The organism is Levilactobacillus sp. FUA 3915, from assembly GCF_044053135.1.
GTDB lineage: Bacteria > Bacillota > Bacilli > Lactobacillales > Lactobacillaceae > Levilactobacillus > Levilactobacillus lanxiensis.
In genome coordinates this window covers 2,870,344-2,897,341 of the sequence record NZ_CP168704.1, presented here as the reverse complement: position 1 = coordinate 2,897,341, position 26,998 = coordinate 2,870,344, and the positions used below count along the sequence as shown (strand labels likewise).

The 26,998-nt window shown below is 53.7% G+C and carries 24 protein-coding genes; 22 read left to right on the top strand and 2 right to left on the bottom strand.

Annotated features, from left to right (window positions below; translation table 11 throughout):
• Positions 1–31: 31 nt before the first annotated feature.
• The 3 genes from rsgA to ACEPST_RS13415 are packed head-to-tail and all read left to right on the top strand — an operon-like array spanning position 32 to position 2,268.
• Entirely contained in the window at positions 32–928 is an 897-nt protein-coding gene (rsgA, locus tag ACEPST_RS13425; protein ID WP_204120814.1) for a ribosome small subunit-dependent GTPase A, read from the top strand.
• 12 nt (positions 929–940) lie between these two features.
• A complete protein-coding gene (gene rpe, locus ACEPST_RS13420) occupies positions 941–1,594 on the top strand; it encodes a ribulose-phosphate 3-epimerase (protein WP_203645163.1) in 654 nt (217 codons plus the stop codon).
• The gene (locus ACEPST_RS13415; protein ID WP_203645161.1) at positions 1,594–2,268 is read left to right on the top strand and encodes a thiamine diphosphokinase; all 675 of its coding nucleotides are present in this window, start codon (positions 1,594–1,596) and stop codon (positions 2,266–2,268) included. Before rpe ends, ACEPST_RS13415 begins: the two co-directional genes overlap by 1 nt.
• A gap of 260 nt (positions 2,269–2,528) precedes the next feature.
• Here the strand turns inward: ACEPST_RS13415 and ACEPST_RS13410 are convergent, their stop codons facing one another.
• On the bottom strand, positions 2,529–2,960 hold the full coding sequence (locus ACEPST_RS13410) for a GNAT family N-acetyltransferase (RefSeq protein ID WP_204120813.1): 432 nt from the start codon (positions 2,958–2,960) through the stop codon (positions 2,529–2,531).
• Between the two features lie 240 nt (positions 2,961–3,200).
• Positions 3,201–3,386: a 50S ribosomal protein L28 gene (gene rpmB / locus ACEPST_RS13405; protein ID WP_048736175.1), complete on the bottom strand. Its 186-nt coding sequence runs from the start codon at positions 3,384–3,386 to the stop codon at positions 3,201–3,203.
• Between the two features lie 233 nt (positions 3,387–3,619).
• Between rpmB and ACEPST_RS13400 the strand changes: the two genes are divergently transcribed.
• The 19 genes from ACEPST_RS13400 (at position 3,620) to rplS (ending at position 26,994) form a co-directional block, all read left to right on the top strand.
• The gene (locus ACEPST_RS13400) at positions 3,620–3,982 is read left to right on the top strand and encodes an Asp23/Gls24 family envelope stress response protein (RefSeq protein ID WP_061776403.1); all 363 of its coding nucleotides are present in this window, start codon (positions 3,620–3,622) and stop codon (positions 3,980–3,982) included.
• Positions 3,983–4,014: 32 nt separating this feature from the next.
• Entirely contained in the window at positions 4,015–5,706 is a 1,692-nt protein-coding gene (locus tag ACEPST_RS13395; protein WP_204120812.1) for a DAK2 domain-containing protein, read from the top strand.
• A gap of 73 nt (positions 5,707–5,779) precedes the next feature.
• Positions 5,780–7,813, top strand: coding sequence for an ATP-dependent DNA helicase RecG (recG, locus tag ACEPST_RS13390; protein ID WP_203645155.1), 2,034 nt, complete (start codon positions 5,780–5,782; stop codon positions 7,811–7,813).
• Between the two features lie 16 nt (positions 7,814–7,829).
• Entirely contained in the window at positions 7,830–8,864 is a 1,035-nt protein-coding gene (gene plsX, locus ACEPST_RS13385; RefSeq protein ID WP_204120811.1) for a phosphate acyltransferase PlsX, read from the top strand.
• A gap of 677 nt (positions 8,865–9,541) precedes the next feature.
• A complete protein-coding gene (gene acpP, locus ACEPST_RS13380) occupies positions 9,542–9,793 on the top strand; it encodes an acyl carrier protein (protein ID WP_203645151.1) in 252 nt (83 codons plus the stop codon).
• 484 nt (positions 9,794–10,277) lie between these two features.
• The gene (rnc, locus tag ACEPST_RS13375) at positions 10,278–10,973 is read left to right on the top strand and encodes a ribonuclease III (RefSeq protein WP_203645149.1); all 696 of its coding nucleotides are present in this window, start codon (positions 10,278–10,280) and stop codon (positions 10,971–10,973) included.
• Between the two features lie 12 nt (positions 10,974–10,985).
• Positions 10,986–14,540 (top strand): chromosome segregation protein SMC, encoded by a 3,555-nt coding sequence (smc, locus tag ACEPST_RS13370; RefSeq protein WP_204120810.1) that lies wholly within the window; start codon positions 10,986–10,988, stop codon positions 14,538–14,540.
• Positions 14,540–16,123, top strand: coding sequence for a signal recognition particle-docking protein FtsY (gene ftsY / locus ACEPST_RS13365; RefSeq protein WP_395409160.1), 1,584 nt, complete (start codon positions 14,540–14,542; stop codon positions 16,121–16,123). Before smc ends, ftsY begins: the two co-directional genes overlap by 1 nt.
• A 159-nt stretch (positions 16,124–16,282) precedes the next feature.
• On the top strand, positions 16,283–16,624 hold the full coding sequence (locus ACEPST_RS13360) for a putative DNA-binding protein (RefSeq protein ID WP_203638697.1): 342 nt from the start codon (positions 16,283–16,285) through the stop codon (positions 16,622–16,624).
• 19 nt (positions 16,625–16,643) lie between these two features.
• Positions 16,644–18,101: a signal recognition particle protein gene (gene ffh / locus ACEPST_RS13355; RefSeq protein ID WP_203638696.1), complete on the top strand. Its 1,458-nt coding sequence runs from the start codon at positions 16,644–16,646 to the stop codon at positions 18,099–18,101.
• 583 nt (positions 18,102–18,684) lie between these two features.
• On the top strand, positions 18,685–21,333 hold the full coding sequence (locus ACEPST_RS13350; protein WP_204120808.1) for a cation-translocating P-type ATPase: 2,649 nt from the start codon (positions 18,685–18,687) through the stop codon (positions 21,331–21,333).
• Positions 21,334–21,728: 395 nt separating this feature from the next.
• A complete protein-coding gene (locus tag ACEPST_RS13345) occupies positions 21,729–22,901 on the top strand; it encodes an ATP-binding protein (protein ID WP_204120807.1) in 1,173 nt (390 codons plus the stop codon).
• 3 nt (positions 22,902–22,904) lie between these two features.
• Positions 22,905–24,218 carry a VWA-like domain-containing protein gene (locus ACEPST_RS13340; protein ID WP_204120806.1) on the top strand — a complete coding sequence of 438 codons (1,314 nt, stop codon included), beginning with the start codon at positions 22,905–22,907 and terminating at the stop codon, positions 24,216–24,218.
• Positions 24,218–24,505 (top strand): hypothetical protein, encoded by a 288-nt coding sequence (locus ACEPST_RS13335; protein WP_239064486.1) that lies wholly within the window; start codon positions 24,218–24,220, stop codon positions 24,503–24,505. The genes ACEPST_RS13340 and ACEPST_RS13335 overlap by 1 nt, the downstream gene beginning before the upstream one ends.
• A gap of 87 nt (positions 24,506–24,592) precedes the next feature.
• Entirely contained in the window at positions 24,593–24,868 is a 276-nt protein-coding gene (rpsP, locus tag ACEPST_RS13330; protein WP_020088982.1) for a 30S ribosomal protein S16, read from the top strand.
• A 9-nt stretch (positions 24,869–24,877) separates the two neighbouring features.
• Positions 24,878–25,138 (top strand): KH domain-containing protein, encoded by a 261-nt coding sequence (locus tag ACEPST_RS13325; RefSeq protein ID WP_125762411.1) that lies wholly within the window; start codon positions 24,878–24,880, stop codon positions 25,136–25,138.
• Between the two features lie 88 nt (positions 25,139–25,226).
• The gene (gene rimM / locus ACEPST_RS13320; protein ID WP_203645126.1) at positions 25,227–25,745 is read left to right on the top strand and encodes a ribosome maturation factor RimM; all 519 of its coding nucleotides are present in this window, start codon (positions 25,227–25,229) and stop codon (positions 25,743–25,745) included.
• The gene (trmD, locus tag ACEPST_RS13315) at positions 25,745–26,509 is read left to right on the top strand and encodes a tRNA (guanosine(37)-N1)-methyltransferase TrmD (RefSeq protein ID WP_125762415.1); all 765 of its coding nucleotides are present in this window, start codon (positions 25,745–25,747) and stop codon (positions 26,507–26,509) included. Before rimM ends, trmD begins: the two co-directional genes overlap by 1 nt.
• Before the next feature lie 128 nt (positions 26,510–26,637).
• A complete protein-coding gene (gene rplS, locus ACEPST_RS13310; RefSeq protein ID WP_048736156.1) occupies positions 26,638–26,994 on the top strand; it encodes a 50S ribosomal protein L19 in 357 nt (118 codons plus the stop codon).
• The last annotated feature ends 4 nt before the right edge of the window (positions 26,995–26,998 follow it).

The following is a 26,998-nucleotide window of genomic DNA, read 5'->3' as shown; positions in this document are numbered from 1 at the left end:
CTGAAAGGAAAGAGTTTAAAGGAGGTGCTGCATGTCAGAAGGACAGATTCGTCAATCACTCAGTGGCTTTTATGATATCTACAGTGAGGGCCAAACTTACCGGACGCGCGCACGGGGAAACTTTCGGAAACGCAAGATCACGCCGCTCGTGGGCGACCGGGTAACCTTTGAAAGTACGTCACCTAAGGAAGGCTACGTGCTGGAGATTTTACCGCGGGATAACGAATTAACGCGGCCACCCGTCGCTAACGTTGATCAGGGCGTCGTGGTTACGGCCGTGGCGTCACCCGAGTTTTCGACCGGCCTACTGGATCGCCAACTGATTGCGTTAGAGGTCAGTGACATTACTCCCGTGATTTACTTCACGAAGACCGACTTGATCGACGATGCCCGCTACCGGGAGTTTGAAACCCTGGCAGCCGGTTACCGGAAGATTGGGTACACGGTTTGTTTGACCCGGGAACCGTTTGCCACAGAGGGTCTTGACCAACTCAAGGCCACGTTAAAGGGCCAAGAGACCGTCATCATGGGTCAGACCGGGGCGGGAAAATCCACCCTGTTGAATCACATTTCGCCGGACCTGGCGTTAGCGACGGGAGAAATCTCGACCGCGTTAAACCGGGGGAAACATACCACGCGGAAGGTGAGTCTGATGCCGATTGCGGGTGGCCTAGTGGCTGATACACCAGGGTTTTCCTCGTATGAAACGTTGACGATCGATTACCGTGACCTGTGTCACTACTTCCCAGAATTTTTGAACGTGGCTAGTGACTGTCGGTTCCGTGGGTGTGTCCACGTGAATGAACCAGGCTGTGCCGTTAAGGACGGGTTGGCGAACGGGGACTTCCTGCAGAGTCGGTACGATAATTATTTACAATTACTTACGTTGTTAAAGAATCAAAAACCAATTTATAACAAGAAGAAATGAGGAAGAGATTTTATGATTAAAGTAGCGCCTTCAATTTTAAGTGCAGATTACGTGAACCTCCAACCAGACATCGAAAAGGTCGACCAAGCCGGTGCTGAAGTCTTACACATCGACATCATGGACGGTAACTTCGTCCCAGCTCTGTCTTACGGTCCCGGTTGGGTCAAGGCAATTCGGCCAATCACCAAGATGGTCTTAGACGTTCACATGATGGTCCAAAACCCAGAACGTTACGTTGAAGACTTTGCCAAGGCTGGCGCCGACATCATTGGTGTCCACGTTGAAGCAACGCCACACATTCACCGGGCCTTACAAATGATTCAAAACGCCGGTGCAACGCCAGAAGTTGTCATCAACCCTGGGACGCCCGTTTCCATGATCGAACCCGTTCTGGACATGGTCGGCCAAGTGCTAGTTATGACGGTCAACCCTGGCTTTGGTGGTCAGAAGTTCTTACACAGCACGGTTGCTAAGATTGCCGAATTGGATGCTATCAAGAAGGCCAAGGGTTACGACTTTGATATCGAAGTCGATGGTGGGGTCAACGATCAAACCGTTGTTGACTGTGCTAAGGCCGGTGCTACGGTTGCGGTTGCTGGTTCATACGTCTTCAACGCCGAAGACCCAGCTGCCCGGATTCAAGCCCTGAAGGACGCAACAAAATAATGCCCCGGGGCGGAACGTATAATCTGTTAGTGGGGGGTCCCAAGGCAAATTGGCCGGCAGACCTCACTGAGAAAATCGTTGGCCCCTGGATTGGCGTTGATCGGGGGACTTTACGGTTAATCGATCACAATGTGCAGCCGGTGGCGGCCATTGGGGACTTTGATTCCCTGGCGGCACCGGAATTACAACGGGTGCGGCGCAATGTCAAAGACATTCGTCAGTCGCAACCCGAAAAAGATTTTACCGATACGCAGATGGCGGTCTCCGTGGCCTTTGGTGACTACGGGGCCGACAACGTCGATATTTATGGTGCGACGGGCGGTCGGCTGGATCACTTTTTGGCGAACCTTTTTATCGTGTTGGAACCCCAGTACAAGTTGTATGCGAGTCGAATTCGGTTGATTGATAAACAGAATACGATTACGTACTATTTGCCGGGTCATTACACATTGAAGAAGGAACCCGACAAGAATTACCTGGCCTTTGTGCCGTTGACGCCCATCGACCATCTCAGCTTGATCGATGAGAAGTACCAGCTCCATGACGAACCGATTCCGTACCCGATTTCCTTTGCCAGCAACGAGTTTGTTGGCGATACCGGGGAATTTCAGTTCGACACGGGCGTGCTCTGCGTCATCCAAAGCTGCGACACCTACGAGGCTCGGCACGAGTAAGCGTTAGCTGAATAGCTAGCGGGGTCAGAGCCTCTGGACGGGTGAAAATGGGAGCGGTCCGTTGTGGGCGGAAGCCCGGAGCCAAAGGGCGGTCTCCTGGCTTCCTTTTCACCCGTCCTGCGGCTTACACTAGTGTTTCAGTTAACTCTCTAGTGCGTTACTGGTCTGAGATAGGTGCTAAGCTTTTACTGAAATAAAAAATAAGACACACAAAATTCCGTAAAAAGAATTTTGTGTGTCTTATTTATTTGGGAAAAATTTTAAGTCAGAGACAAATTGATGATCGGGTAGGAGCGCCCGTCCGCGTCGAGGGAATTTTGAGAAATAATCTTAAATCCCTGACGCTGGTAAAAAGCCAAGGCGCCCGGATTTTGCGCGTTCACCGTGACCGTTTGGAGGTTCGCTGTTTTCATCAGGATACGGATGATCTGTTGACCGTAGCCGTGGCGGAAATAGGTTGGGTCCAAGAAGAGCATGGCCAGGTCGCTGCCAGCCATGCCAGTGAAACCAATGAGGTGCTCGTCAAGTTGCCATCGCCACAGTGTGACCTGCGCAAAATATCGGGGCAAGTCACGCTGAATGGCTTCACGGTCAGCTAGGCTTAAGAAAGGGTGGGTCGCCGTCACCGAACGCGTCCAAATGGCCGTGAGTCGAGGATAATCGGCCGGTGTGGCCAAGGTATGGGTAAGCATGGGGGAGAACCTCCGAATTTAATTTTAGGGTAGGACTGATAGGTCTATTTTAGTAAGAAACGCCGTTGGGGGCCAGCAAGCGTAATACCTGTTTCGTCCAGACGAACAATGGTAAACTATCATATAGAAGTAACTGTTAATGAATCCAATCAGTAAGGGACTCGATACGAAAAAGGTGAATAAAAAAGCACCAACCAGCAAATGCTGGTTAGTGCTTTCAAGATTAATCATATCTAGAAACTAGACACGCGTAACCTTACCTGACTTCAAAGTCCGAGCTGAAATCCAGACTTTTTTCGGCTTACCGTCCACTAAGATGCGAACCTTTTGTAAGTTCGGCTTCCAAGCGCGACGACTTGAATTCAAAGCGTGAGAACGCTTGTTACCGAAGCGCGTCCGCTTGCCGTTGAGAAAATCCTTTGCCATGGCGTAAACCCTCCTTTATGGATTCATTACTTTTAAAAAGCAGTGCTTTTTACTCACCTGAATAATTTACCATACAATTTTGTGGAAAGCAATGTTTTCTTTCAAGGAAATTTACTTGACACTTATTTACCGTAAGAACAAGCATTTCAGAGTTCCTATTTCTATTTTTGCTTGGGTTGTGGTAAGATTAATTTCTGTTAAAGATTCTATATCCAGACAAGGAGGCTATTTCCATGGCCGTAAAGATTAAAACTCAGTACGGAACAATTGATATTACCAATGAAGTGATTGCGACCGTTGTTGGGGGAGCCGCGACTGATAACTATGGTGTCGTGGGCATGGCAAGTAAGAATCAGATCCGTGACAACGTTAACGATATTTTACGGCGGGAGAATTATGCCCGCGGGGTCGTCGTTCGCCAAGAAGAGAACGGGGTTGCCATTGACGTTTACGTGATTGCCAGCTACGGAACCAAGATTTCCGAAGTGTCACGCAGCGTCCAGTCTAAAGTTAAATATAACCTAGAAACAATGCTGGGGGTTACCGCAAACTCAGTGAACGTCATCGTACAAGGGGTGCGGGTATTGGCTGATTAGCCAGTCGTACTGAAATCAAGGAGGAAACTTAGTTGAAAGTAACAGAAATTACTAATCTTGAGTTTGGTAAGATGGTCCAAGCCGCCTCGCAAAAGCTAAACCAAAACGCTGATTTTATTAATTCATTGAACGTCTTCCCAGTTCCTGATGGGGATACTGGGACCAACATGAGCCTGTCCTTACAAAGTGGGGCCAAGTACGAACGCGATGCTGATAGCACGGCGGTCGGTGTCCTGGCCGTGGCTTTGGCCAAGGGCTTACTGATGGGTGCCCGGGGAAACTCCGGTGTGATTCTGTCCCAAATTTTCCGTGGTTTTTCCAAAAAGTTAGCTGACAAGCAAACGCTGACGGCCCAAGATTTGGCCGATGGCTTCGCAGCCGGCGCAGAGACCGCCTACAAGGCCGTTATGAAGCCAACAGAGGGAACTATCCTGACTGTTGTTCGTGAAGGCGCTCAGGCGGGCTTAAACACGGCTAAGGCGTCCGATGACGTCTTAGCTGTCATGGACGCCGTTTTTGAAGCGGCCAAGGCTGCTTTGGCAACCACGCCAGACTTACTGCCTGTCTTGAAGCAGGTGGGCGTTGTGGATTCCGGTGGCCAAGGGTTGACCTTTGTGCTGGAAGCCTTCAACGACTCCCTGAACGGTCGCGTCTCTGAAGAGGGCGACTACAAGCCAGACGATGCTGAAATGGACGAAATGATTGACGCCGCGCACCATCAGAGTGTTCAGGGAAAATTAGATCCTAACAGTATCAAGTACGGTTACTGTACCGAAATCATGGTTCGTATCGGCCGTGGGAAACAAGTTGACCACGACTTTGATTACGATACCTTCTACAAGTATCTCGCTGATTTAGGGGATTCCCTGTTGGTCGTGAACGATGAAGAAATCGTCAAGGTTCACGTCCACACGGAACACCCTGGTAAGGTTATCGCCTGGGGCCAAGAATTTGGTGATTTAGCCAAGGTCAAGGTTGATAACATGCGGATGCAACAGGAAACCATCATGGAACACGATGAAGAAACTGGAGCCGCTCCGGTGGCCACAGCAACCGACGAAGCCCCTGCCGACACGGCCATCATTGCGATTGCCGCCGGCGAAGGCCTCGGGACGTTGTTCAAGAGCTTAGGCGTGACCCACGTGGTCAACGGTGGGCAAACCATGAATCCAAGTACGCAGGATATTGTGGACGCCATCAACCAGAGCCAAGCCAAACGGGCCATTGTGTTACCTAACAACAAGAATATTTTCTTAGCCGCTGAACAAGCCGCTAAGGTCGCTGACGTTCCAGCCGTTATCGTCCATTCCAAGACGGTTTCGCAAGGGATGACGGCCATGCTCGGTTACAATCCAGACGCTGAATTGGCAGAAAACCAAGAAGCCATGGAAGATAATCTGAGCGCTGTGAAGAGTGGTCAAGTGACCCACGCGATTCGCGATACCCAACTTGATGGGTTTGACATCAAGGAAGGGAACTTCATGGGCATCGTTGACGGGACCATCAAAGTGACCGACGCCGATCTTTTAAAGACCGCCGTGGACACGGTGAAGGCCATGCTCGATGATGAGAGTGAAATCATTACGATCATTTACGGTTCTGACACGACGGCCGAGGTTGCGGAACAACTGCAACAACAGGTCGAAGCGTTGGATGATGATTTAGAAACAGAAGTTCATGAAGGGGACCAACCGGTTTACCCATTCTTGATTTCGGTTGAATAACCGGTAAACGAAAAAAGATTGGGCTAATGGTCCAGTCTTTTTTTCGCTATCACCAGTGACGGGAGGGAAGCACATGACAAGTTTAAGCGATAGCGTCGCCGCCTTAGCGGGAGTCGGCCCCAAGCGGGTTCAGGCGCTCAAGAGTCTCGATATTGAAAATATTAATGATTTATTGACCTACTTTCCCTTCCGTTATGAAGACCTACAGGCCAAGGACCCGGCTGAATTAACCGACCAGGCCAAGGTGACCTTGAAGGGAACGGTTGCTGGAGCACCTGTCTTGACGCGGTTTGGTCGAAAGAAAAATCGGTTGAATTTCCGGCTGTTACTGGATGAACACACGGTGATTCCGGTGACCTTTTTCAACCAACCCTGGTTAAAGGATAAGCTCGAGGTCGGCAATGAAATCGTGGTTTACGGGCGTTTTGATGCCAAACGGCAGAGCCTGGCGGGGATGAAAATTCTGGCCAGTGCCGATAGTGGCATGGGGTCTATTTACCCGGCCAACAAGGAAATCCGGCAGGGCACGATTCAAAAATTGGTCGAATCCGCGTTTGACGCCTATGAACCGGTGATTGTCGACCTGATTCCCGAGGGCTTACGCGATCAATACCGCCTGCTCCACCGCAAGCAAATGATTCACGACATGCATTTTCCAGCCGACGCCAACGCGGCCCAAGCAGCCCGCCGGACGGCCAAGTTTGAGGAGTTTTATCTGTTTGAACTACGCTTACAAATCGTGCGAGAACAGGACCACACCTTACATGGCCAGGCCTTACACTACGATTTAGCCAAGCTCAAGGCGTTTATCGACTCACTACCGTATGAGTTGACCGGCGCACAAAAGAAAGTTGTCAACGAAATTTGTTTTGATTTGAAACGACCGGTCCACATGAATCGGCTCCTACAAGGGGATGTCGGGAGTGGGAAGACCGTCGTCGCCGCCATTGCCATGTACGCCGCGATTACCGCGGGGGCTCAGGCGGCCCTGATGGCACCCACCGAAATTTTAGCCGAACAACACGCCAATAACCTGGCCAAGCTGTTCGCTGATTTCCCCGTCAACGTGGCCCTCTTAACTGGGGCGACCAAGGCTGCGGCCCGCAAGACCTTGCTACCGCAGATTAAGCAGGGCGGTGTGGATCTCTTGATTGGGACCCATGCGCTGATTCAGCCCGAGGTCGACTACCATGACCTGGGCTTAGCCGTGATCGATGAGCAACACCGCTTCGGGGTAAACCAGCGCCAAGCGTTACGGGAAAAGGGCCAACAGCCCGATGTGCTCGCCATGACGGCCACGCCAATTCCCCGGACCCTCGCGATTACCGCGTACGGCGAAATGGATGTCTCAGTCATTAACGAGCTTCCCGCCGGTCGGCAACCCATCAAGACCACCTGGATTCGTAGCAATCAGGTCGACGCCACGTTGCGTCAGGTCAAGGCGGAACTGAGCACGGGGTCACAAGCCTACGTGGTCACGCCCCTGATTGAGGAATCCGAAGCCGTCGACATGAAAAATGCCGAGGCCATTTACGAACGATTTAAAGAAGAATTTGAACCGACCTATAAGGTAGGCCTGCTACATGGTCGGATGAAAGATGACGAGAAGAATGCCATCATGGATGCGTTCAAGGCCAATGAATTTCAGGTGTTGGTTGCCACGACCGTGATTGAAGTCGGGGTCGATGTGCCCAATGCCACGCTGATGATGATCTATGACGCCGACCACTTTGGTTTGGCCCAGCTGCACCAATTACGGGGCCGGGTCGGTCGGGGAACGCGGGCATCCGCTTGTATTTTAATTGCTGACCCCAAAAATCAATTAGCCGTCGAACGAATGACGACCATGACCAGTACCAATGACGGGTTTGTGCTGTCACAAAAGGACTTGGAATTGCGGGGCCCAGGTGATATTCTGGGAAGAAAGCAGTCCGGGGTGCCCGACTTTAAGGTGGGTGATCCCGTGGCCGACCTCAACATTTTAAGCGCGGCACAACAGGCCGCTAAGGAAACCGTCGCGTCGCCAAATTGGGCGGATAAGGACGATAACCTGGCCCTGGCAGCGTTTCTCAGCACCACCGCGCACCGCAACACCACCATGGATTAGCCAAAGGAGATTACTCATGAAAATTGCTGTAGATGCAATGGGCGGCGACTATGCGCCCGCTGAAATCGTTAAGGGCATCGAATTAGCCCGTGACGCGTACCCAGACATTGAATTTTTACTGTACGGTCAAGAAGAAAAGGTCCAACCGCTATTACAGGACAGCACCCGCATCAAATTGATGCCAGCGCCAGAAGTGATTGCCATGGAGGACGAACCCGTTCGTGCCGTGCGGCGGAAGAAAAATTCCAGTATCGTGCTGGCCGCCACGGCCGTCCGTGAGGGGGAGGCCGACGCCTTCTTCTCCGCTGGAAATACGGGGGCCGTCTTGGCTGCCGGTCTGCTGATTGTCGGCCGAATCAAGGGCATCGACCGGCCTGGCTTGACGACCACCTTACCCGTCTTACAAAAGCCAGACCAGTCGAGCTTTGTGATGCTGGACGTGGGTGCCAACGCCGATACCAAGCCATTTAACGTCGTTCAATATGCCATCATGGGGCAGTATTACGCCCAATCCGTCATGCACGTGGAAAAGCCCCGCGTCGGCCTGTTAAACAACGGGACGGAAGCGGATAAGGGTGACAAGAATCACCGGGCCATCCACGAGGCACTGTCTGCGATGGACGAAATTAATTTTGTCGGCAACGTTGAATCCCGTGAATTACTGAACGGGGCAGCGGATGTGGTCGTGACCGATGGGTTTACCGGAAACGCCACGTTGAAGGCCATCGAAGGCACCGCACTGTCCATGCTGAAGCTGATCAAGGGTGAAATCATGAGCGGTGGTTTGGGCGGTAAAATCGGTGCCAGCATGTTGAAGCCGGTCTTCCGCAACGTTCAGAGCGCCATGGACTACTCCCAATACGGGGGCGCCGTGCTGTTGGGCTTGAAGGCGCCGGTCGTTAAGACCCATGGCTCCACCAAGGCCCCAACCGTTAAGAATACGATTGGTCAAATCCATGAATTGATTGCCAGCAAGAGCGCCGACCAGTTAGTCACTTACTTTGCCGAACACGGCGAGCAAATGAGCGCCCTCAAGGAGTCCCTGAAGTAAACGCCTATAATGGGCTAAACGAGAGCTCTGTGTCGCCTTACCGGGCGAGAAAAATGGGCCGGTGTCATCGCAGGCGTTCCCGGCGGCGGATTCAAGTTGCCCTGCTGTGGGGAACGGTTCCAGCCGGAGGAGCAGGCTTCCACCTCGACTTTGAGCCTGAGAGGCGGTCTCAAAGGTCGTCCCGTGCTCTAGGCTGAGTGGAGAAACCTCAGCCAAGACCACCGACACAGCTGGTCAACTTGCTCCGCCTCTGGTCACTGACGGTGACGTCGCCCATGTTTCACGTTCTAGCGTGGTTTAGCCCAGTTAGACATTCACGTCTGGGTCGAGAGATGCAATCGTCAGGTGATTGCCTGGTAAGGCACACCTGGAGACACGTACCACACGGGTTAAACAAGTGTGAGCCGCAGGGTTGGTGAAAATGAGCTCAGCCGTGGGAGTTGCCTTAGCGGTTTACCGCTTAGACAACTGATATCTTTGAGACTCGGTCTATGAGGCTCAAAGTAAGTCTGGAGACCGAACTTTGGCTCCAGACGTTCGCCCACAGCGTCCCGGCTCAGTTTTCACCAGCCCGGAGGCGTAATGAACAACCAGCTTAACCCGGATGATTAATTGGCTAGACAAGGACCGGCAAAACGGTTAGACTACTATTTGAATACTGTGAGCGAGGGATTACAATGACAAAAGCAGAAATTTTTGACAAGATTGCCGACATTATTGCCGACCGTTTTGAGGCTGACCGAGATACCATCAACGAACAACTGAACTTCAAGCAGGACTTAGACGCCGATTCCATTGATTTCGTGGAATTCGTCTTGGAACTGGAAGACACGTTTGGCGCTGAAATTTCGGATGAAGATGCTGAGAAGCTGAACACCATTGGTGAAGTGGTCGATTACATCGACGCCCACCAAAACCAAGAAAAATAAGTTATTTGAGCGAGTCCGGGCCGCAGGTTAAGTCGTCCCGGGCTTTTTCAATCTGGAAATATTTCCCAATCAGGAAGCCAGTCCACCACCAGAATTATTTTCTCGTGAAAATTCTGCGTGATTTCCAGTGAAAACGGCTGGATTCAGGTATAATAGTGACTGTGTGTGTCTTTTAGATTGGGTAATAATTTAATTATGGACAGAGAATTTAAAATGTTGAAATCAATGTGAAGAGAGTTTAGTTGGCTGAATGTGCTTAGCCGCAGGTAGGCAGGTGTGGAGCCCCCTGTGTCGGTGTTCTTAGGTCGGGTTCTTTCCGGCCTTAGAACACAGGCCGACCTTGAAGACCCGTGATTTTCGGGGCTTCAAGGCGAACCCAGAGACCGCTCTTTGGCTCTGGGTGGGCCTCAGAGGGGGCGGAATACCTGACTACCGGAGGCGAACCCATTCACCCAACGTATTGAAGAAATGAGGGAATTAGCGCGTGATTGCTGGATTAAATCAAGAATTAGCAGAAAATTATGATATACATTTTAAAGATCAATCGTTACTTGACGAGGCGTTTACTCAGGCTTCATATGTAAATGAACACCCGAACCAGGGGCTGAAATTTTACGAACGCATCGAATTCTTAGGTGACGCTGTGATGCAATTGGTTGTCTCCAATTACATTTTCCGCCGGTACCCCAAGATGCCCCAAGGTCGGTTGACGCGGCTTCGGGCCGCCATGGTCAACGAACAAAGTTTTGCGAGTTTCGCTCGTGAATGCCATTTTGATCAGTACATTCGCTTAGGCAAGGGTGAAGAAAAGGCGCAGGCCCGGCAACGGGATTCCCTGCTCTGTGATATCTTCGAATCCTTTGTTGGCGCCCTGTACATGGATCAGGGACTGGAAAAGGTTGTGCCATTTGTCACGAAAGTCGTCTTCCCTAAGCTAGACGAAGGCCGCTTCGATGAATTCTTTGATCACAAGACTGAATTACAGGAACTCGTCCAACAAAATGGACCCGTGAACATCGAATACCGGTTACTAGATGAAGAGGGTCCTGACAACGACCGGGCCTTTATGGTGGCCGTTTACGTGAACGACAAGCAGCTAGGCGAAGGCCACGGCCATTCGAAGAAGCATGCGGAACAAAATGCGGCGCGGCATGCGCTTGAGAATCTGAAAGTAGAGTAAGGATGACTAACGATGCGGTTAAAGACATTAGAAATTAGCGGGTTCAAGTCCTTCGCGGATAAAACCCGAATTGACTTTTTGCCGGGGATGACCGGCATCGTCGGCCCCAATGGGAGCGGTAAAAGTAATATTTCCGAAGCGGTTCGGTGGGTCTTGGGGGAACAGTCCGCGAAGAGCCTGCGGGGCAGTAAGATGCCCGACGTGATCTTTGCGGGTTCAGCCGACCGGCACCCGTTGAACCGGGCAGCCGTGTCGATCACGCTGGACAACAGCGACCACTATTTAAAAAGTGATTACACCGAGTTGACCATTAGCCGGGTGCTCTACCGATCCGGCGACTCGGACTACCAATTGAACGGGCAAAGCTGCCGGTTGAAGGACATCACGGAACTCCTGATGGATTCGGGGATGGGACAAGACTCCTTCTCCATTATTTCTCAGGGGCGCGTTGAGGCCATTTTCAACAGCAAGCCCGAAGACCGACGCAACATCATTGAAGAAGTCGCGGGCGTTTATAAATACCGAAAGCACAAGGAAAAGGCGCAGCGTGAATTGGATGACACCACGGCGTATTTACACCGGGTCGAGGACATCATCGCCGAGCTGGAAGGCCGCGTACAGCCGTTAGAGGAGCAGAGCAATCTCGCCCAGGACTATCTGGATCAGCAGGAAAAATTTGCCTTGCTGGACCGGACCCAACTGGTGCGGCAACTCCACACCGAGATGACACAGAAGCAGACGGCGGATGCCCAGGTCACCGAAAAACAGGACCAGGTCACCACGCACCAGGCTGCCGAAAAAGCCCAAACGGCGACCGTTAATGACCTCAAGCAACAACAGACGACGCTGCTGGCGACCAAGGATGACCTGCAGGCCAAATTGGTCGCGGCAACGCAGCTGGTGGAGCAGCGTCAGGGGCAGGTCAACCTGTCCGGTGAGCAGCAAAAGCACCAAGACGAGCAACGCCAGCGCTTAGAGCAACAACTGACGACCTTGCAGGCGCAGATGACCACCAATCGCGAGGCGTTGACCAAGGCTGAGGCGTCGATTGCCGAGCTGACGGACGCCATGAAGACGGCGAAGAAGGAAGCCCGTGAGCTGACCCAGGCCACGGACCCCCAAGTGATTGCGGGATTGCGTAAGGACCTGGAAAACTTGCGGACGACCTACTTCGACCAGAAGCAAGACGTTGCCAACTGGCGTAATCAACGGCAGTATTTGCAGCAAAACCAGGAACGCCTGCAACAACGGGGACAACGGGTCGCGCAGCAATTGACCGAGCTTCAGGAACGGGCGCAGTCTGCCCAGGCTGAAGTCCAAACCTTAACGGCCCAGGCCACCAGTCAAAAATCCGCGTTAAACGAAGCGGAACAGGGACTTGATGCTGAAGCCGGGCAGTACCAGCGCCATCAAAAAGACTATCAAACCCTGCAACACAACTGGCAAGCGGCTTTAGAGGTCTACCAGCGCGCCCAAACCAAGGTGGCTAGTCAACAGGCCTCCTCCGCGGAATACGGTGGCTTTTATCAGGGAGTTCGGGCTATCTTGAAGCAGCGCGACCATTTCCGGGGACTCCTCGGGGCGGTTTCCGAGCTGTTACAGGTCCCTGAACGCTATACCAGCGCCGTTGAATACGCGTTGGGTGGCCAGCTGCAACAGGTCGTGGTCGACGATGAAACGACGGCCAAGGCTGCGGTCGGCTACCTGCGCGAGCACCGCGCTGGGCGGGCCACCTTTCTGCCATTGAGCACGGTGCGCGGCCGGCAAATTGACCGCAACACCCTGCAACAGGTGCACAGCATGACGGGGTATCTGGGTGTCGGGAGCGAGCTGATCAGCATTGATCAATCCGCCGCCATTATTTTGGATTACCTATTAGGCACCACCATTTTTGCCGCTAATCTGGACACGGCGGTCGCCATCAGTCAACGGATTCACCACCGGTATCGCGTGGTCAGTCTGGCGGGTGACGTGGTCAGCGCCAGTGGGGCCATTACCGGGGGCCAATCCCGGCAGAGCCACAGCAGCGTGCTCCGGCAACAACAGGAGCTCCAACAGCTGCAGACCAATATTGCCCAAATGCAAAAATCCCTGACCGAGCAAGAGGCTAAAATTAAAGCGCAACGAACGGCCTTGACGGCTAGCGAACAGCGGAGCCAGGCCTTTCAGAGCACGATTAACACCCTGCAACCACAGTGTCGCCAATTAGACGACCAGTTGGCCAATGCGCAAACGACTTTAGAACAGGCCAACCGGCAAGTGAAAGCCGCCGAGCTGGAGATTCAGCAGGCCCAGGACAGCGATGCGGATGATCAGGGCAGCCAGTTAGCCCAAAAAATCACAACGGGTGAACAACAGGTTGTGGCGACCGAAAAAGCTATCACTGACCTGCAACAGAAAATTTCGATGGTCACGGCCGAGCAGTCGCAAAAACAAGCGGCCTTGACGGCTAAGCAAACGTGGTTGGCGGGCGCCAAGGAACGCCACCAGCAACAGCGTGAGGCTATCAAGTCGTTGCAAGAGGATGTGACCGCCGATGAGGCCACCGCTAAGACGGTAACCACCGGCTTGGCCGACCTCAAGCAACAGGCCACGTTGACGCCAGCCGATGCGCAGGCACAATTAGAGCAGGCCCAAGCAGACCGTGAGGCGGTGCAAACAGACCTGGACCAGGCCAATGCGCAATTGACCACGGTCAATGATGACCTGGAAGCCGCCGAGACGGCCAATCAACGGACCAGTGGCTTACTGCAACTGGCCAACGATGATTTGCAACAGGCCCAGGTCCAGCAGGCCCGATTAGCCGCCTTGATCGACCAGCAACAGAACCAGTTGGCTGAGAAATACCAGCTGAGTTTAGCCGCCGCCGAACAAGACATCAGTGAATTGCCCGCCGATGAACTGGCCGTGCAACTCAAGCTGTTGAAGCGGGGGCTGGATGAAATTGGTCCGGTCAACCTCAACGCCATCGATGAATACAAAGAGGTCAAGGAACGCTACGACTTCCTGACCCAACAACGTGACGACCTGGTCACGGCCAAGGAACAGTTGACCGCGACCATGACCGAGTTGGATGGGCAGGTCAAGCGCCGGTTCAAGGCCAGTTTTGACCAGATTGCCGCGAAATTCACGGCCACGTTCAAGCAGATGTTTGGTGGCGGCAAGGCCGAACTTGTTTTGACCGACCCGACCGACCTGCTGACGACGGGGGTCGACATCATGGCTCAGCCGCCTGGCAAGAAGTTCCAGAACATGGGGCTCCTTTCCGGGGGTGAACGGGCGTTAACGGCCATTACGCTTTTATTTGCCATTTTACAGGTCCAACCCGTGCCATTCTGTATTTTAGATGAGGTGGAGGCAGCGCTTGACCCGGCCAACGTGACCCGGTTTGCCCGCTACATTCACCAATTCCAAGATCAAACGCAATTTATCGTCATCACCCACCGGAAGGAAACCATGGTGCAAGCCGATATCCTTTACGGGGTGACGATGCAGGAATCCGGCGTCTCTAAGATGGTCGCCGTCGACCTGGACCAAGAAACCACTCAGGAAAGGAAGCGATCCTAATGGGATTATTTGATATTTTTCGCCGGCGTGCTAAAAAGGAGCCGGCCAGCGAGGCACCAGCCAGCAGTGAGGCGGCCGTAGACTCTTCTGCAGCAGCCACCCCCGCTAGTGAAGCGCCCGTAGCCGCCTCTAGTGCGGCACCGGTCACAGCGACCCCAGACGTGGAAACGCCAGACTCAGCAGCTACTGAAACGCCTGACGAAAGTTCGGTGGCGGCTAGTGAAGCGCCGGTTGCCACTAGTGCAGCGGCTGAAGAACCAGCCGAATCAGCTGCATCAAGCAGCGACGCAGACGTCGTGGCAACACCAGCACCAGACTCAGTGGCAAGCGAGGCCCAACCCGTTGCCGAACCAATAGCACCGGTCACCTCTGAGGCACCATCTGAGGCTGAAGCGGTGACTGAACCAGTAGCCAGTGAAGCCCCAGCCGCCGCAACTGAGCCGACTGATGAACCAGCTTCTGAGGCCAGTGAATCGGTAAAGACTGAAGAAGCTGAAACGACTTCCGAGTCGGTAACGTCAGTGAAAGCCGATGAAGCAGAACCTGAAGCAGTCGCAACTGAAGAACCAAAAGAAACTGCGGCAGAGACGACTGAGTCCGCTTCAACCGAACCCGCTGAACAAACCGATGAACAGTTGTACGATAAGGGTTTGGAAAAGACCCGGACGACCTTTGGCCAACGGTTGAACGCTTTATTGGCTAACTTCCGGCACGTGGATGAGAGTTTCTTTGATGATTTGGAAGAAACCCTGATTGGTGCCGACGTGGGCTTTGACATGGCCGTGAAGCTCAGCGATGAGTTGCGCGACGAGGTCAAGCTACAGAACGCTAAGAAGTCTGCTGACGTGCAAAACGTTGTGGTTGAGAAGTTGGTTGAGATTTATGACGCCGCCGGCAACGACGAGGAGAGCACCGCGCTGAACATGGCGACCGATGGCCCAACCGTGATCCTGTTCGTGGGGGTCAACGGGGTTGGTAAGACGACCACCATTGGGAAGATGGCCAACCGGTACCACCAGTCTGGCAAGAAGGTCTTGTTGGCCGCTGCCGATACGTTCCGGGCCGGCGCAACCGAACAATTAGATGTCTGGGCTAAACGTGCGGACGTGGATATTGTTAAAGGGAAGCCCCAATCTGACCCAGCCGCCGTGGTGTTTGATGCCGTTAAGAAGGCCAAGGAAGAGGCTTACGACATTCTCTTCGTCGACACCGCTGGTCGGTTACAGAACAAGGTCAACTTGATGAACGAGCTGGAAAAGATGAAGCGGATCATTACCCGTGAAATTCCCAGCGCGCCGCATGAAGTTCTCCTGGTGCTGGACGCAACGACGGGGCAAAATGCCTTGACGCAAGCGAAACTGTTTAAGGAATCTACCGCCGTGACCGGCATCGTTCTGACCAAGCTGGATGGGACCGCTCGTGGGGGGATTGTGTTAGCCATTCGCAACGAGCTCCACGTACCCGTGAAGTTTATTGGGTTGGGCGAACAGATTTCCGACTTACGGCCGTTCGACCCGAACGAGTTTGTTTACGGCTTGTTCAAGGGCTTGATCGACGTGAAGGCGTTGGATAAAAAAGCTTAGCTAAAGGAAACGACCCCGCCGATGAAATTTGGTGGGGTCGTTTTTAATTTGCGTTAGGGACGGCTCGTCACCAGATTACCCGAAATCAGCGAAAAAAATTGACGAAACCGCTAAAAATCGGTATTCTGGTAGAGTGTGACACGAACTGGAGGACCAAGCATGGAGATTGAAAAAAACTATCGAATTAATTCCTTATTTGCGTTCTACCAGCCGCTACTGACCGCAAAGCAAAATAATTATATGCAGCTGTACTATGGCGACGACTACTCTTTGGGCGAAATCGCCGAAGAGTTTAACGTCAGTCGGCAGGCGGTTTACGATAATCTGCGACGGACGGAAAAAATCCTCGAAGACTATGAGGGCAAGCTGCACCTCTACCAAGAATTCACGGCGCGCAACGACCAGGCTGATGAGATTCAGTCTTACGTAGCGGCCAATTACCCGCAGGATGCCAAGTTAAATCGGCTGGTGGCGGGTCTCGAAAATCTAGAAGAACAATGAAAGTTAGGTGGCAATACGAATGGCGTTTGAAGGATTAACTGAACGACTACAAAACGCAATGCGCAAACTTCGGGGCAAAGGCAAGGTCTCCGAAAGTGATTTACGCGAAACCATGCGAGAAATCCGGCTGGCCTTGCTGGAAGCCGACGTTAACTTTACCGTGGTCAAGGACTTCGTTAAGCAGGTCCGCGACCGGGCAATGGGCGCCGATGTTCTCGAAGGCTTAAACCCGGCACAACAAATTGTGAAGATCGTTGACGAAGAACTGACTAAGACGATGGGTGACGAAGCCGTTCCCTTGAACAAGTCGGCTAAGATTCCAACGATCATCATGATGGTTGGGCTTCAAGGGGCCGGGAAAACGACGACTGCCGGTAAGCTGGCGTTGAAGTTAAAGAACGAAGAAAACGCCCGTCCCTTAATGATTGCCGGCGACGTTTACCGGCCAGCTGCCATCGACCAATTGGTCCAAGTGGCTGCCGGCATTGACGTGCCCGTCTTTGAAATGGGTACCGACGTGGATCCCGTGGAAATTGTTCGCCAAGGGTTAGCCCAAGCGGAAAAGGACCACAACGACTACGTCATCATCGATACGGCTGGTCGTTTACAAATTGACGAACAGCTGATGGATGAATTGGCCAACATCAAGGATCTCGCGCACCCAGACGAAATTCTCTTGACGGTTGATGCCATGACTGGGCAAAATGCCGTGGCCACTGCCGAAGGATTCAACGGCAAGCTCGACGTGACCGGGGTCGTTTTGACCAAGTTGGATGGCGATACCCGTGGTGGGGCCGCCTTATCCATTCGTTCCGTCACCGGTAAGCCAATCAAGTTCATCGGGCAAGGCGAAAAGATGACCGATTTGGACGTCTTCCACCCTGACCGGATGGCGTCCCGAATCTTGGGCATGGGCGATATGCTCTCCCTGATTGAAAAGACCCAAAAAGACTTTGACGAGAAACAAGCCAAGGAGTTAACCGAAAAGATTCAGGAGAATTCCTTTGACTTTAACGACTTCTTGGACCAAATCGAACAGATTCAAAAGATGGGGCCAATGGATGAGTTGATGAAGATGATTCCGGGGATGGCCAACAACCCAGCGCTGAAGAACGCGCAGGTCGACCCCAAGGATATGAATCACCTGAAGGCGGTCGTGTACTCCATGACGCCACAGGAACGGACTAATCCGGACGTGCTGAACCCGTCACGGCGGCGACGCATCGCGGCTGGGGCTGGTCGGCCAATTCATGAAGTGAACCGTATGATCAAGCAGTTTAACCAAATGAAGAAAATGATGAACCAAGTTTCCAAGGGTAACATGTCCGGCATGGAACAACTCATGGGCAACTCAGGAATGGGTGGCGGCATGGGCGGTGGTATCAGCGGCCGGATGCAAAAGATGGCCATGAACCGCATGACTCGACAAATGAAGAAAAACAAGAAGAAACGTTTACGGGGCAAGAAGCGGAAATAGTTTCTGATAGACTAAGCAGGTCCGAGGATGGCGATGCGTAATCGTTGTGTTGGGGCCTGTTTTTTGTTTGGATTCGGGGATGTGGCACGCGGCTACCTAACGGAAAATAATGACTGAGTAGTCAAAAGCGGTGCTGGCGAAAGATTAACGGCAGGGAACTGCTATCTTTGAGACGCGGTTCTTAGCGGCTCAAAGTAAGCCTGGAGACCGCCCTTTGGCTCCAGGCGCGCGCCCACAGCGTTCCGGTTCATTTTCACCATCCCGGAGGCCGGGCAAAGACCAGTCTTATGGCTAACCCTATTAACTTTTAAATATCTTTTGGGTAGACGCGGTGAAATCATTCCGGTATACTGTTCCTAAAGCAACCATAAGGGAGTAACTAGCAGAGCAATTCTGCGGCAATACCCGTCAGCAAGATTTCTTTGGAACTGGTGTCCAACCAGTTGCCAATCCGGGATTGCCTTAAATAGTGAGACTTATGTGTGTTCACAATTTATTTTGTGTGCACGCGTGAGTCTCTTTTTTTACCCCCGAAAATGGGTGAAAGATGGGCTTGCGAGCACACCTCAGGAGGAATTGGCAAATGGCCAAATTACCGTTTTATCAGGAAACCGTTACCGACTTGTACCAGCGCTTGCAGACCAGTGAGCACGGGTTAAGCTCGGCAACCGCACAGGAACGTCTCACCACGAATGGACACAACGTCTTGAACCAACAGAAGACCACGTCGTTGGTGCAGAAATTTTTCGCCCAGTTCAAGGACTTCATGATCATCGTCTTGCTGGTGGCCGCGCTGATTGCTGGGCTGACGGGTGAGGTCGTGGATGCCGTCATCATCCTGGTCGTGGTGGTGTTAAACGCCATCTTCGGGGTCTTTCAGGAGGCCAAGGCTGAGGAAGCCATCAATGCCCTGAAGGAAATGTCGGCGCCCAACGCCACGATTCGTCGAGACGGTCAGGTCATGACCGTTAAGAGCGACGAGCTGGTCGTGGGGGATATCGTCTTGCTAGAAGCCGGCGATATCATTCCCGCCGACCTACGTTTGCTCGACGTGGCCTCGTTAAAGGTCGAAGAATCCGCGTTGACTGGGGAATCGGTGCCCGTGGAAAAGGCAGACGCCCTTTTGACCGGTACGGACCTGCCTATTGGTGACCGCCACAACATGGCGTTTATGAATTCTAACGTCACGTATGGGCGGGCAACCGGGGTCGTGGTCGCGACTGGGATGCAGACGGAGGTCGGCCGCATCGCCGGCATGATCGAAGCCGCCGATGAGACGACCACGCCACTCCAGGCCAATTTGACCCAGTTAGGAAAGTCGCTGACCATCTTGATTCTGGTGATTGCGGCCATCGTCTTTGCGATGGGGATGTGGCGTCAGGCCGAGAGCCTGATCGATATGCTGTTGACGGCGATTTCCTTGGCCGTTGCCGCGATTCCGGAAGGGTTACCCGCCATCGTGACGATTACATTGGCGTTGGGGACCCAGCGAATGGCGAAACGCCACGCCATCGTCCGGAAGCTGCCCGCCGTGGAAACACTGGGGAGCACCGACATCATTGCCTCGGATAAGACCGGGACGTTGACGCAAAATAAGATGACCGTCGAAAAGGTTTACGAGGATTTACGTTTAGCCGACGCCCACACGGTTGATTTTGACCGCGAGGACCGGTTGGCGCAGGTCATGGTTCTCAGCAACGATACCAAGGTGACGCCGGATGGCTTAGCCGGTGATCCCACCGAAACGGCGCTGGTGCAGTACCAAATGGACCGCAACTACCCGGTTGACCAGGTCTTAACGGCCATGCCCCGGGTCGCGGAAATTCCGTTTGATTCCGAGCGAAAACTCATGTCGACGGTCCACCCCTTAGCGGACGGCCGCTTCTTGATTGCCGTCAAGGGGGCGCCGGATGAATTGCTAAAGCGCGTCACGCGGTTGGCTAAGGATGGCACCATTTCTCCGCTGAGTGACGCCGACCGACAACACATCTTGGCTACCAACCACAACATGGCTACCCAGGCCTTACGAGTCCTGGCGTTTGCCTACCGCATCACGGATCAGGTGCCAACTGACATGACCAGTGAGGCCGTGGAAAATGACCTGATCTTGGCCGGAATGGTCGGCATGATCGACCCTGAACGCCCAGAGGTGGCCCAGGCCGTGGCGGATGCCAAATCTGCTGGAATTCGGCCAATGATGATCACCGGGGACCACCGCGATACGGCCGCCGCCATTGCGGTGCGGCTGGGCATCATCGACAAGGGTGAGACCGCTGCCGTGATTACCGGGGCCGAACTCGATGAGATGGACGATGCCACATTTGCTAAGAAAGTGAGCGACTACGCGGTGTACGCCCGGGTCGCTCCCGAGCACAAGGTCCGCATCGTCAATGCCTGGCAGAAGCGCGGCAAGGTCGTTGCCATGACCGGGGATGGGGTCAACGATGCTCCCGCTCTGAAGGCCGCCGATATTGGGATTGGGATGGGCATCACCGGGACCGAGGTTTCCAAAGGGGCCAGCGATATGGTCCTGGCCGACGACAATTTCTCCACTATCGTGGTTGCCGTGGAAGAGGGACGGAAGGTCTTTGCCAACATTCAAAAGGCCATCCAATACCTGCTGTCCGCCAACCTAGGGGAAGTCTTGACCCTGTTCATGATGACCATGCTGGGCTGGCAAATTTTGGCGCCCGTCCACATTCTCTGGATTAACCTGGTGACCGACACCCTGCCAGCCATTGCGCTGGGGGTCGAACCCATGGAACGTAACATCATGAAGCAACCACCACGGGGCCGGAAGTCGAACTTCTTCTCCGGTGGCGTCTTCGGCGGGATCATCTATCAAGGCCTGTTAGAGGGTGGCATCACGCTGTTCGTTTACTGGTTGGCATTGACCTACCCGGCCCATGCAACGGCCAGCCTGGCCCATGCCGATGCCTTAACCATGGCGTTTGCGACGCTGGGGCTGATCCAACTGTTCCACGCCTTTAACTCCAAGTCGATTCACGGCTCGATCTTCACGGTCGGTCTCTTCAAGAACAAGTTCTTCAACTGGGCCATCGTGATTGCCTTTGCCTTACTGGCCATGACGATTCTGGTGCCCGGCTTGAACGGCATGTTCCACGTGGCGCACCTGGATGGGTTCCAATGGGCGATTGTGCTGGCGGCTTCGTTTATGATGATCGTGATTGTGGAAATTGTTAAGTTCTTCCAGCGCCGCGTGGTAAAATAAAGATTAACAGCGCCTCCGGGCCGGTGAAAATGTGCCGGAACGCGGTGGGCGCCGCCTGGAGCCGAAGGGCGGTCTCCAGACTTACTTTGAGCCTCCTAACCCGAGTCTCAAAGATAGCAGTGGTCTAAGCGGTAAACCGCTAAGGCCACTCCCACGGCTGAGCACATTTTACCAACCCTGCGGCTGACACTAGTTTAGCCCGCGGGGGTGCGATTGTTTTGTGTGGTAGTGATAGGCTTGAAACGGGTTAACCGCATCTGATTGGTGTGCGTTTCTGTTTAGCTTGAGGTTGTCTACCACTATCCAATTAAAATAAATTTTGAAGTCAATCAAAAAAACTGCCCACTCGTGTTTTTTTCGAGTGGGCTTTCTAGTATCCGAAAGGAGTTGGGACGATGGCATTAACCTATGCGACTTGTTTACAGGCTGCCGATGTGATTTTGGCCAGTGGGGCCGTGCCCACGATTGTTGGCGAGGCCGGCATTGGGAAGTCCGCGCTGGTGGCCGATTTGGCGCAGCGACGGCAGGCAAAATTGTTTACGACCGTGGTGAGTTTGGTCGAGAAGGGCGACCTGGTGATTCCCGTGCCGCCGTTGACCGCCGATTCTTTTGTGCAGACGGCTAAGTATGGGTCGTTGGCCGACGTGCAGTTTGGCTACTCACACACTCTGGTTGCCATGATTCGCTACGCCGAGGCCCATCCCGACCAGGAAATCATTTGGTTCTTGGATGAGTTCAACCGGGGCACGCAGGCCGTTCAGAGTGAGCTCATGAACTTGGTGCTCCAACGGCAAATCAACACGCTAACGCTGCCAGACCAGGTCCACCTGATCTTGGCGGAGAACCCGGATGCCACGATGGCGGGATTTGCCCAGAGTCACTACGGGGTCACGCCGGGGGATGCGGCGATTGCCGACCGGACAACGCGACTGGTCTTGCAGGCCGACGTTACGTCTTGGCTGGCGTGGGCGACGACTCTAGTTGATGGACAACCACGGATTGATCCGTTGGTCACGGCTTACCTCCAGGAGACGCCCGCTGACCTGCACGTGGTCGCCACGGATAATTTGGCGGATGACGACCTCCAACCAACGCCCCGGGCCTGGGAGCGTGTTTCTCGGGCCCTCCGCGAGCTGGAACGACAGGGACTCTTCAACCAAACGGCCGTGATGACGGCGATTATTCAAGGAAACCTGGGCATGACCGTGGGAACGGCCTTTGCCAGTTATGTGACCACTCAGCGGCCCGGCCTGACGGTGGAACAGGTGTTGACGGCCCCGGACGCGGTCACCACCTTTCAGACGCTAGCCGCCGCACAGCAACAGACGATTCTCCAGAACTGCTTGGATAGTCCAGACTGGCCACTGACGGTCGACGCTACGGCTAGCCGGTTCACGGCGTTACTCAGCGCGTGCCCACCGGATGGCCAGTTCGCGATTGCCCAACAGATGGCGGCTCAGCCAAACTTATTTGAAAATCTATCCGCTGCTCAGGACCACCCCGGCGTAACGGCACTGTATCAACAGTTAACGGTGATTGGCAAACGCAGTAGCGAAATTGAGGTGTAGACCATGACGAGTCTGACGCAGGACCTGCAGCGACTTCGGCAGGCCCCACCCAGTGACCAACCGGCTGCGGCTCGTCGCGTCTACCGAAACGCCGTCTTGTATTTGTTACAGCACGACCCGTTCTATGGACACGTGCTGAGTCGGGTAACGGTGACCGTTGCCGATCAGCATGCGCCGTTAGGTCTGGTGCCCACGGAACGCGACTGGCAGTTGGCCTTGGGTCCCGATGCGCTGGCGCAGACGACTTGGACGGGCCCGCAATGGTTAGCGATGTTGCGGCACACGGTATTGCATTTATTATGGCGGCATCCCGAGCGCTATGCCACGGCGCTTCGAACGTCAACCCAAGCCGGGCTCGTCCGCTGGGCCACGGATGCGGCGGTCAACGACTACCTGACGGATCTTCCAGCGGCGGCCGTGACCAGTGCCAAACTCGCGACAGCGTTGGGCGAACCCCTTTTACCGCGACAGGATTCAGCGGTTTATTTACGTCAGCTCCGGCAGTGGCAGGCCCAACAGAAGGCTACCACGCGGGACCGGCAGCTGGGTGGCCCGACGAGTACGGACTCGGCCGTGACGCAGGATGGCCACACCGGCTGGCAGGGCGCGACTGACCAGGCCGCGGCTAACCGCGAACAATGGCGCTCTCAGCTCTTTCAGGCCGTGAGCACGGACTTATCCGCCAAACAGCGCGGCACGCTGCCTGGCAGCATTCAGGCAGCCCTCACGCCGACACTGGCGCAACGTCCCTTGGATTGGCAGTCCTTGCTGAAACGGGGGCTGGGGCAGGTGCCCACGGGTCGGCAAGCGGCTTACGGTCGTTTCAACCGCCGACAGCCGGTACGGATGGATCTACCGGGCGAAATCGTGCAGACCTGGCGGCAGGTCGCCGTCTTCATCGATGAGTCCGGGTCCATGGGCAATCGTGAAATCAGTTACCTGTTGGGGCAGATGGCCACGTTATTGGCCGTTTATCCCGCGCAGGTGACGGTTTATCCGTTTGATACGGTCGTGGACCCAGAGAACAGCTTTGCCCTGGAGAAGCGTCCCCAGCGCCTGCAACGGACGGGTGGGGGTGGCACCCGGTTTCAGGCGGTCTTTGACGCGCTGCCCCGTTTGTTTGCCGGCAGACCGAACCAGATCGTCGTCATTTTGACCGATGGTTATGGGGAGGAGCGGCTACGGCCCACGTTACCGGTGACGGTGATATGGCTCCTGACGAGTCCGGTCAGTCAATTTTCTGTGAAACAAGCTCCGGGGACCGTGGTCAGCCTGACTACCGACCCGCAGTGGCAAGCGTTGAGGAGGGATGAATGATGTTAACGGCTAGTGAATTACGTTCCTTGATCCAACAGGATGCGGCCTACCGCAATGCGCGGGCCGTCCTGACCGGCGAGTGGGCGTCGCGGGCCGAGGAAAACCCGCTGTTCCGCGCACCCATGACGATTGCGGATTTAAAATTTGCGCGGGACCTGCAGGCGGCCGGTGTGGTATCGACTAAACTCGATTTTGACGATTATGCCGCCGTTCAGGCCTGGATCACGACAAATCGTTCGTCGTTGACCGGGGATGATCTGGCTTGGTTGCAAAGGAATTTCGATTAATTTCAAGGTGTAAAGAAAAAACCCTTTACATCATATCCAGAAACTGGTATATTATTACACGTTGAAAGAAATACAGGAGGTGTCTACATGTCAGTTAAGATTCGTTTAAAGCGAATGGGTTCTAAGAAGCGCCCATTCTACCGGATTGTGGTTGCCGACTCACGGAGTCCTCGTGACGGTCGTTTCATCGAACAAGTTGGAACGTACAATCCAGTTACCCAACCTGCTTCAATCACGTTGAAGGAAGAATCTATCATGAACTGGTTGAACAATGGTGCTCAACCTTCAGATACGGTTAAGACTTTACTCTCCAACGCTGGTATCATGAAGCAATATCATGAAGCTAAATACACTAAAAAGTAGTGATTAGCAATGACCGATTTTAAGGCATTAATTCTAGCAATTGTTAGCCCACTCGTGGAGCATCCCGAGGACCTGGTGGTGACACCGGTCGAAACGGATCGCTTTTACGAATATCGGTTAGCCGTTCACCCCGATGATGTCGGACGGGTGATCGGTAAACAAGGCCGCGTGGCGCAGGCAATCCGAACGATTGTCTACAGCGTTCGCGTTCAAGGCAATAAGCGAGTACGGCTCATCATTGATGACCGTCCCGCACAGAAACTCGAGTGAGGCGGCAACGTTTCCTCGAGTTTTTTGTTATAAAAAATTTGAAATTAACATCTAAAATAAATTACTCAAAATTAGGGAGGCAAAAAAATTGGCTTATTATACGGTAGGGACCATCGTGAACACGCACGGCATCAAGGGTGAGGTCCGCGTCATTGCGACCACGGACTTCCCAGAGAGTCGCTTTGCGGTCGGCTCAACGCTCTATGCGTTTCAGCAGGGGCAAAGCAAGCCCGTCACACTGACCGTGGCGACCATGCGCAAGCACAAGAATTTTTACTTGCTGGGCTTTGAAGGCAAGCCGTCGATCAACGACGTGGAAATTTACAAGCAGAGCACGCTCAAGGTCACGGACAATGAATTAGAAACCGGCGATCTCCAACCGGGTGAGTACTACTATCACCAAATCGTGGGCCTGAAGGTCGTCACCGAAGACGGTGAAGAACTGGGCGAAATCAAGGAAATCCTGTCACCGGGCGCCAACGACGTATGGGTCGTGGACCGGCCAGGCAAGGACGACCTGTTACTGCCAAAGATCGACGACGTGGTTAAAAAGGTTGATTTGGATGCCGGTCAGGTCACGGTAGAATTGATGGAGGGACTCGAGTAATGCGCATCGATGTGTTAAGTTTATTTCCCGATATGTTTTCCGGTCCCATGCACGATTCCATCGTGGGCAAGGCCATTCAAAATGGGCATCTGACCATGCCCGTCACCAATTTCCGTGATTACTCGACCAACAAACACGGCAACGTCGATGACTACCCCTTTGGTGGGGGTGCGGGGATGCTGCTGCAGGCCCAACCCATCTTTGACGCGTTAAAAGCCACGCAGGAACAAGCCGCAGCCGAGGGCTTACCCAAGGGGCGCGTGATTCTGCTCGATCCAGCCGGCGTGACGTTCAATCAGCACGTGGCTGAGGAGTTTGCCCACGAGGAGCATTTAACCTTCTTGTGCGGCCATTATGAGGGCTATGACGAGCGGATTCGCACGCTGGTGACGGATGAGGTCTCCCTGGGGGACTTTGTCCTGACTGGTGGGGAATTGGCCTCAATGGTCATGATCGACGCCACGGTGCGCCTGTTGCCCGGCGTGCTGGGCAATTCGGAGTCGGCCCCTGGCGATTCCTTCTCGTCCGGTTTGCTGGAATACCCGCAATACACGCGGCCAGCCGACTTCCGGGGGATGAAGGTGCCAGACGTCCTGACCAGTGGCGACCACGGTAAGATTGCCGAGTGGCAACAAAAAGAAGCCTTACGGCGGACCTACCAACGACGTCCAGACCTGATTGATCACCGGAAGCTGACCGCGGAACAGAAGCGGTTATTAGCGGACGTCCGGATCGAAGAGGAAGAACGGCAGGGCAAAAAGTAAGGAGTCAAGAAAATAACCTTTACAGGCATTTCTAGATATGATACACTTACTTTTGGCTATTTAGCCACAGAAACAACATTCCGCTGTCGAAACTGAGGATGAATGTTGGCGAAAGGATAGAATACATTATGCGCCAAAACAATTTAATTGCTAAGATCAACCAAGAACAATTACGGGACGATGTTCCAGACTTCCGTGCCGGAGACACTGTTCGGGTTCACGCCCGGATCGTCGAAGGTACCCGCGAACGTATCCAATTGTTCGAAGGTGTCGTAATCAAGCGTAAGGGTGCTGGCATCCAAGCAACTTACACGGTACGTAAGATCAGTAACGGTGTCGGTGTGGAACGGATTTTCCCATTACACTCCCCACGTGTTGCTAAGATTGACGTTATTCGTCAAGGTCGTGTACGTCGTGCTAAGCTCTACTACCTCCGTGAACTTAACGGTAAGGCAGCGCGGATCCCAGAACGCCGTCGCAACTAGTTAC

What these genes read in the sequence shown, in the direction of transcription:
- rsgA (WP_204120814.1), top strand. Translation starts at nt 32, where the DNA reads ATGTCAGAAGGACAGATTCGTCAATCACTCAGTGGCTTTTATGATATC.
- rpe (WP_203645163.1), top strand. Translation starts at nt 941, where the DNA reads ATGATTAAAGTAGCGCCTTCAATTTTAAGTGCAGATTACGTGAACCTC.
- ACEPST_RS13415 (WP_203645161.1), top strand. Translation starts at nt 1,594, where the DNA reads ATGCCCCGGGGCGGAACGTATAATCTGTTAGTGGGGGGTCCCAAGGCA.
- ACEPST_RS13410 (WP_204120813.1), bottom strand. Translation starts at nt 2,960, where the DNA reads ATGCTTACCCATACCTTGGCCACACCGGCCGATTATCCTCGACTCACG.
- rpmB (WP_048736175.1), bottom strand. Translation starts at nt 3,386, where the DNA reads ATGGCAAAGGATTTTCTCAACGGCAAGCGGACGCGCTTCGGTAACAAG.
- ACEPST_RS13400 (WP_061776403.1), top strand. Translation starts at nt 3,620, where the DNA reads ATGGCCGTAAAGATTAAAACTCAGTACGGAACAATTGATATTACCAAT.
- recG (WP_203645155.1), top strand. Translation starts at nt 5,780, where the DNA reads ATGACAAGTTTAAGCGATAGCGTCGCCGCCTTAGCGGGAGTCGGCCCC.
- plsX (WP_204120811.1), top strand. Translation starts at nt 7,830, where the DNA reads ATGAAAATTGCTGTAGATGCAATGGGCGGCGACTATGCGCCCGCTGAA.
- acpP (WP_203645151.1), top strand. Translation starts at nt 9,542, where the DNA reads ATGACAAAAGCAGAAATTTTTGACAAGATTGCCGACATTATTGCCGAC.
- smc (WP_204120810.1), top strand. Translation starts at nt 10,986, where the DNA reads ATGCGGTTAAAGACATTAGAAATTAGCGGGTTCAAGTCCTTCGCGGAT.
- ftsY (WP_395409160.1), top strand. Translation starts at nt 14,540, where the DNA reads ATGGGATTATTTGATATTTTTCGCCGGCGTGCTAAAAAGGAGCCGGCC.
- ACEPST_RS13360 (WP_203638697.1), top strand. Translation starts at nt 16,283, where the DNA reads ATGGAGATTGAAAAAAACTATCGAATTAATTCCTTATTTGCGTTCTAC.
- ffh (WP_203638696.1), top strand. Translation starts at nt 16,644, where the DNA reads ATGGCGTTTGAAGGATTAACTGAACGACTACAAAACGCAATGCGCAAA.
- ACEPST_RS13350 (WP_204120808.1), top strand. Translation starts at nt 18,685, where the DNA reads ATGGCCAAATTACCGTTTTATCAGGAAACCGTTACCGACTTGTACCAG.
- ACEPST_RS13345 (WP_204120807.1), top strand. Translation starts at nt 21,729, where the DNA reads ATGGCATTAACCTATGCGACTTGTTTACAGGCTGCCGATGTGATTTTG.
- ACEPST_RS13340 (WP_204120806.1), top strand. Translation starts at nt 22,905, where the DNA reads ATGACGAGTCTGACGCAGGACCTGCAGCGACTTCGGCAGGCCCCACCC.
- ACEPST_RS13335 (WP_239064486.1), top strand. Translation starts at nt 24,218, where the DNA reads ATGTTAACGGCTAGTGAATTACGTTCCTTGATCCAACAGGATGCGGCC.
- rpsP (WP_020088982.1), top strand. Translation starts at nt 24,593, where the DNA reads ATGTCAGTTAAGATTCGTTTAAAGCGAATGGGTTCTAAGAAGCGCCCA.
- ACEPST_RS13325 (WP_125762411.1), top strand. Translation starts at nt 24,878, where the DNA reads ATGACCGATTTTAAGGCATTAATTCTAGCAATTGTTAGCCCACTCGTG.
- trmD (WP_125762415.1), top strand. Translation starts at nt 25,745, where the DNA reads ATGCGCATCGATGTGTTAAGTTTATTTCCCGATATGTTTTCCGGTCCC.
- rplS (WP_048736156.1), top strand. Translation starts at nt 26,638, where the DNA reads ATGCGCCAAAACAATTTAATTGCTAAGATCAACCAAGAACAATTACGG.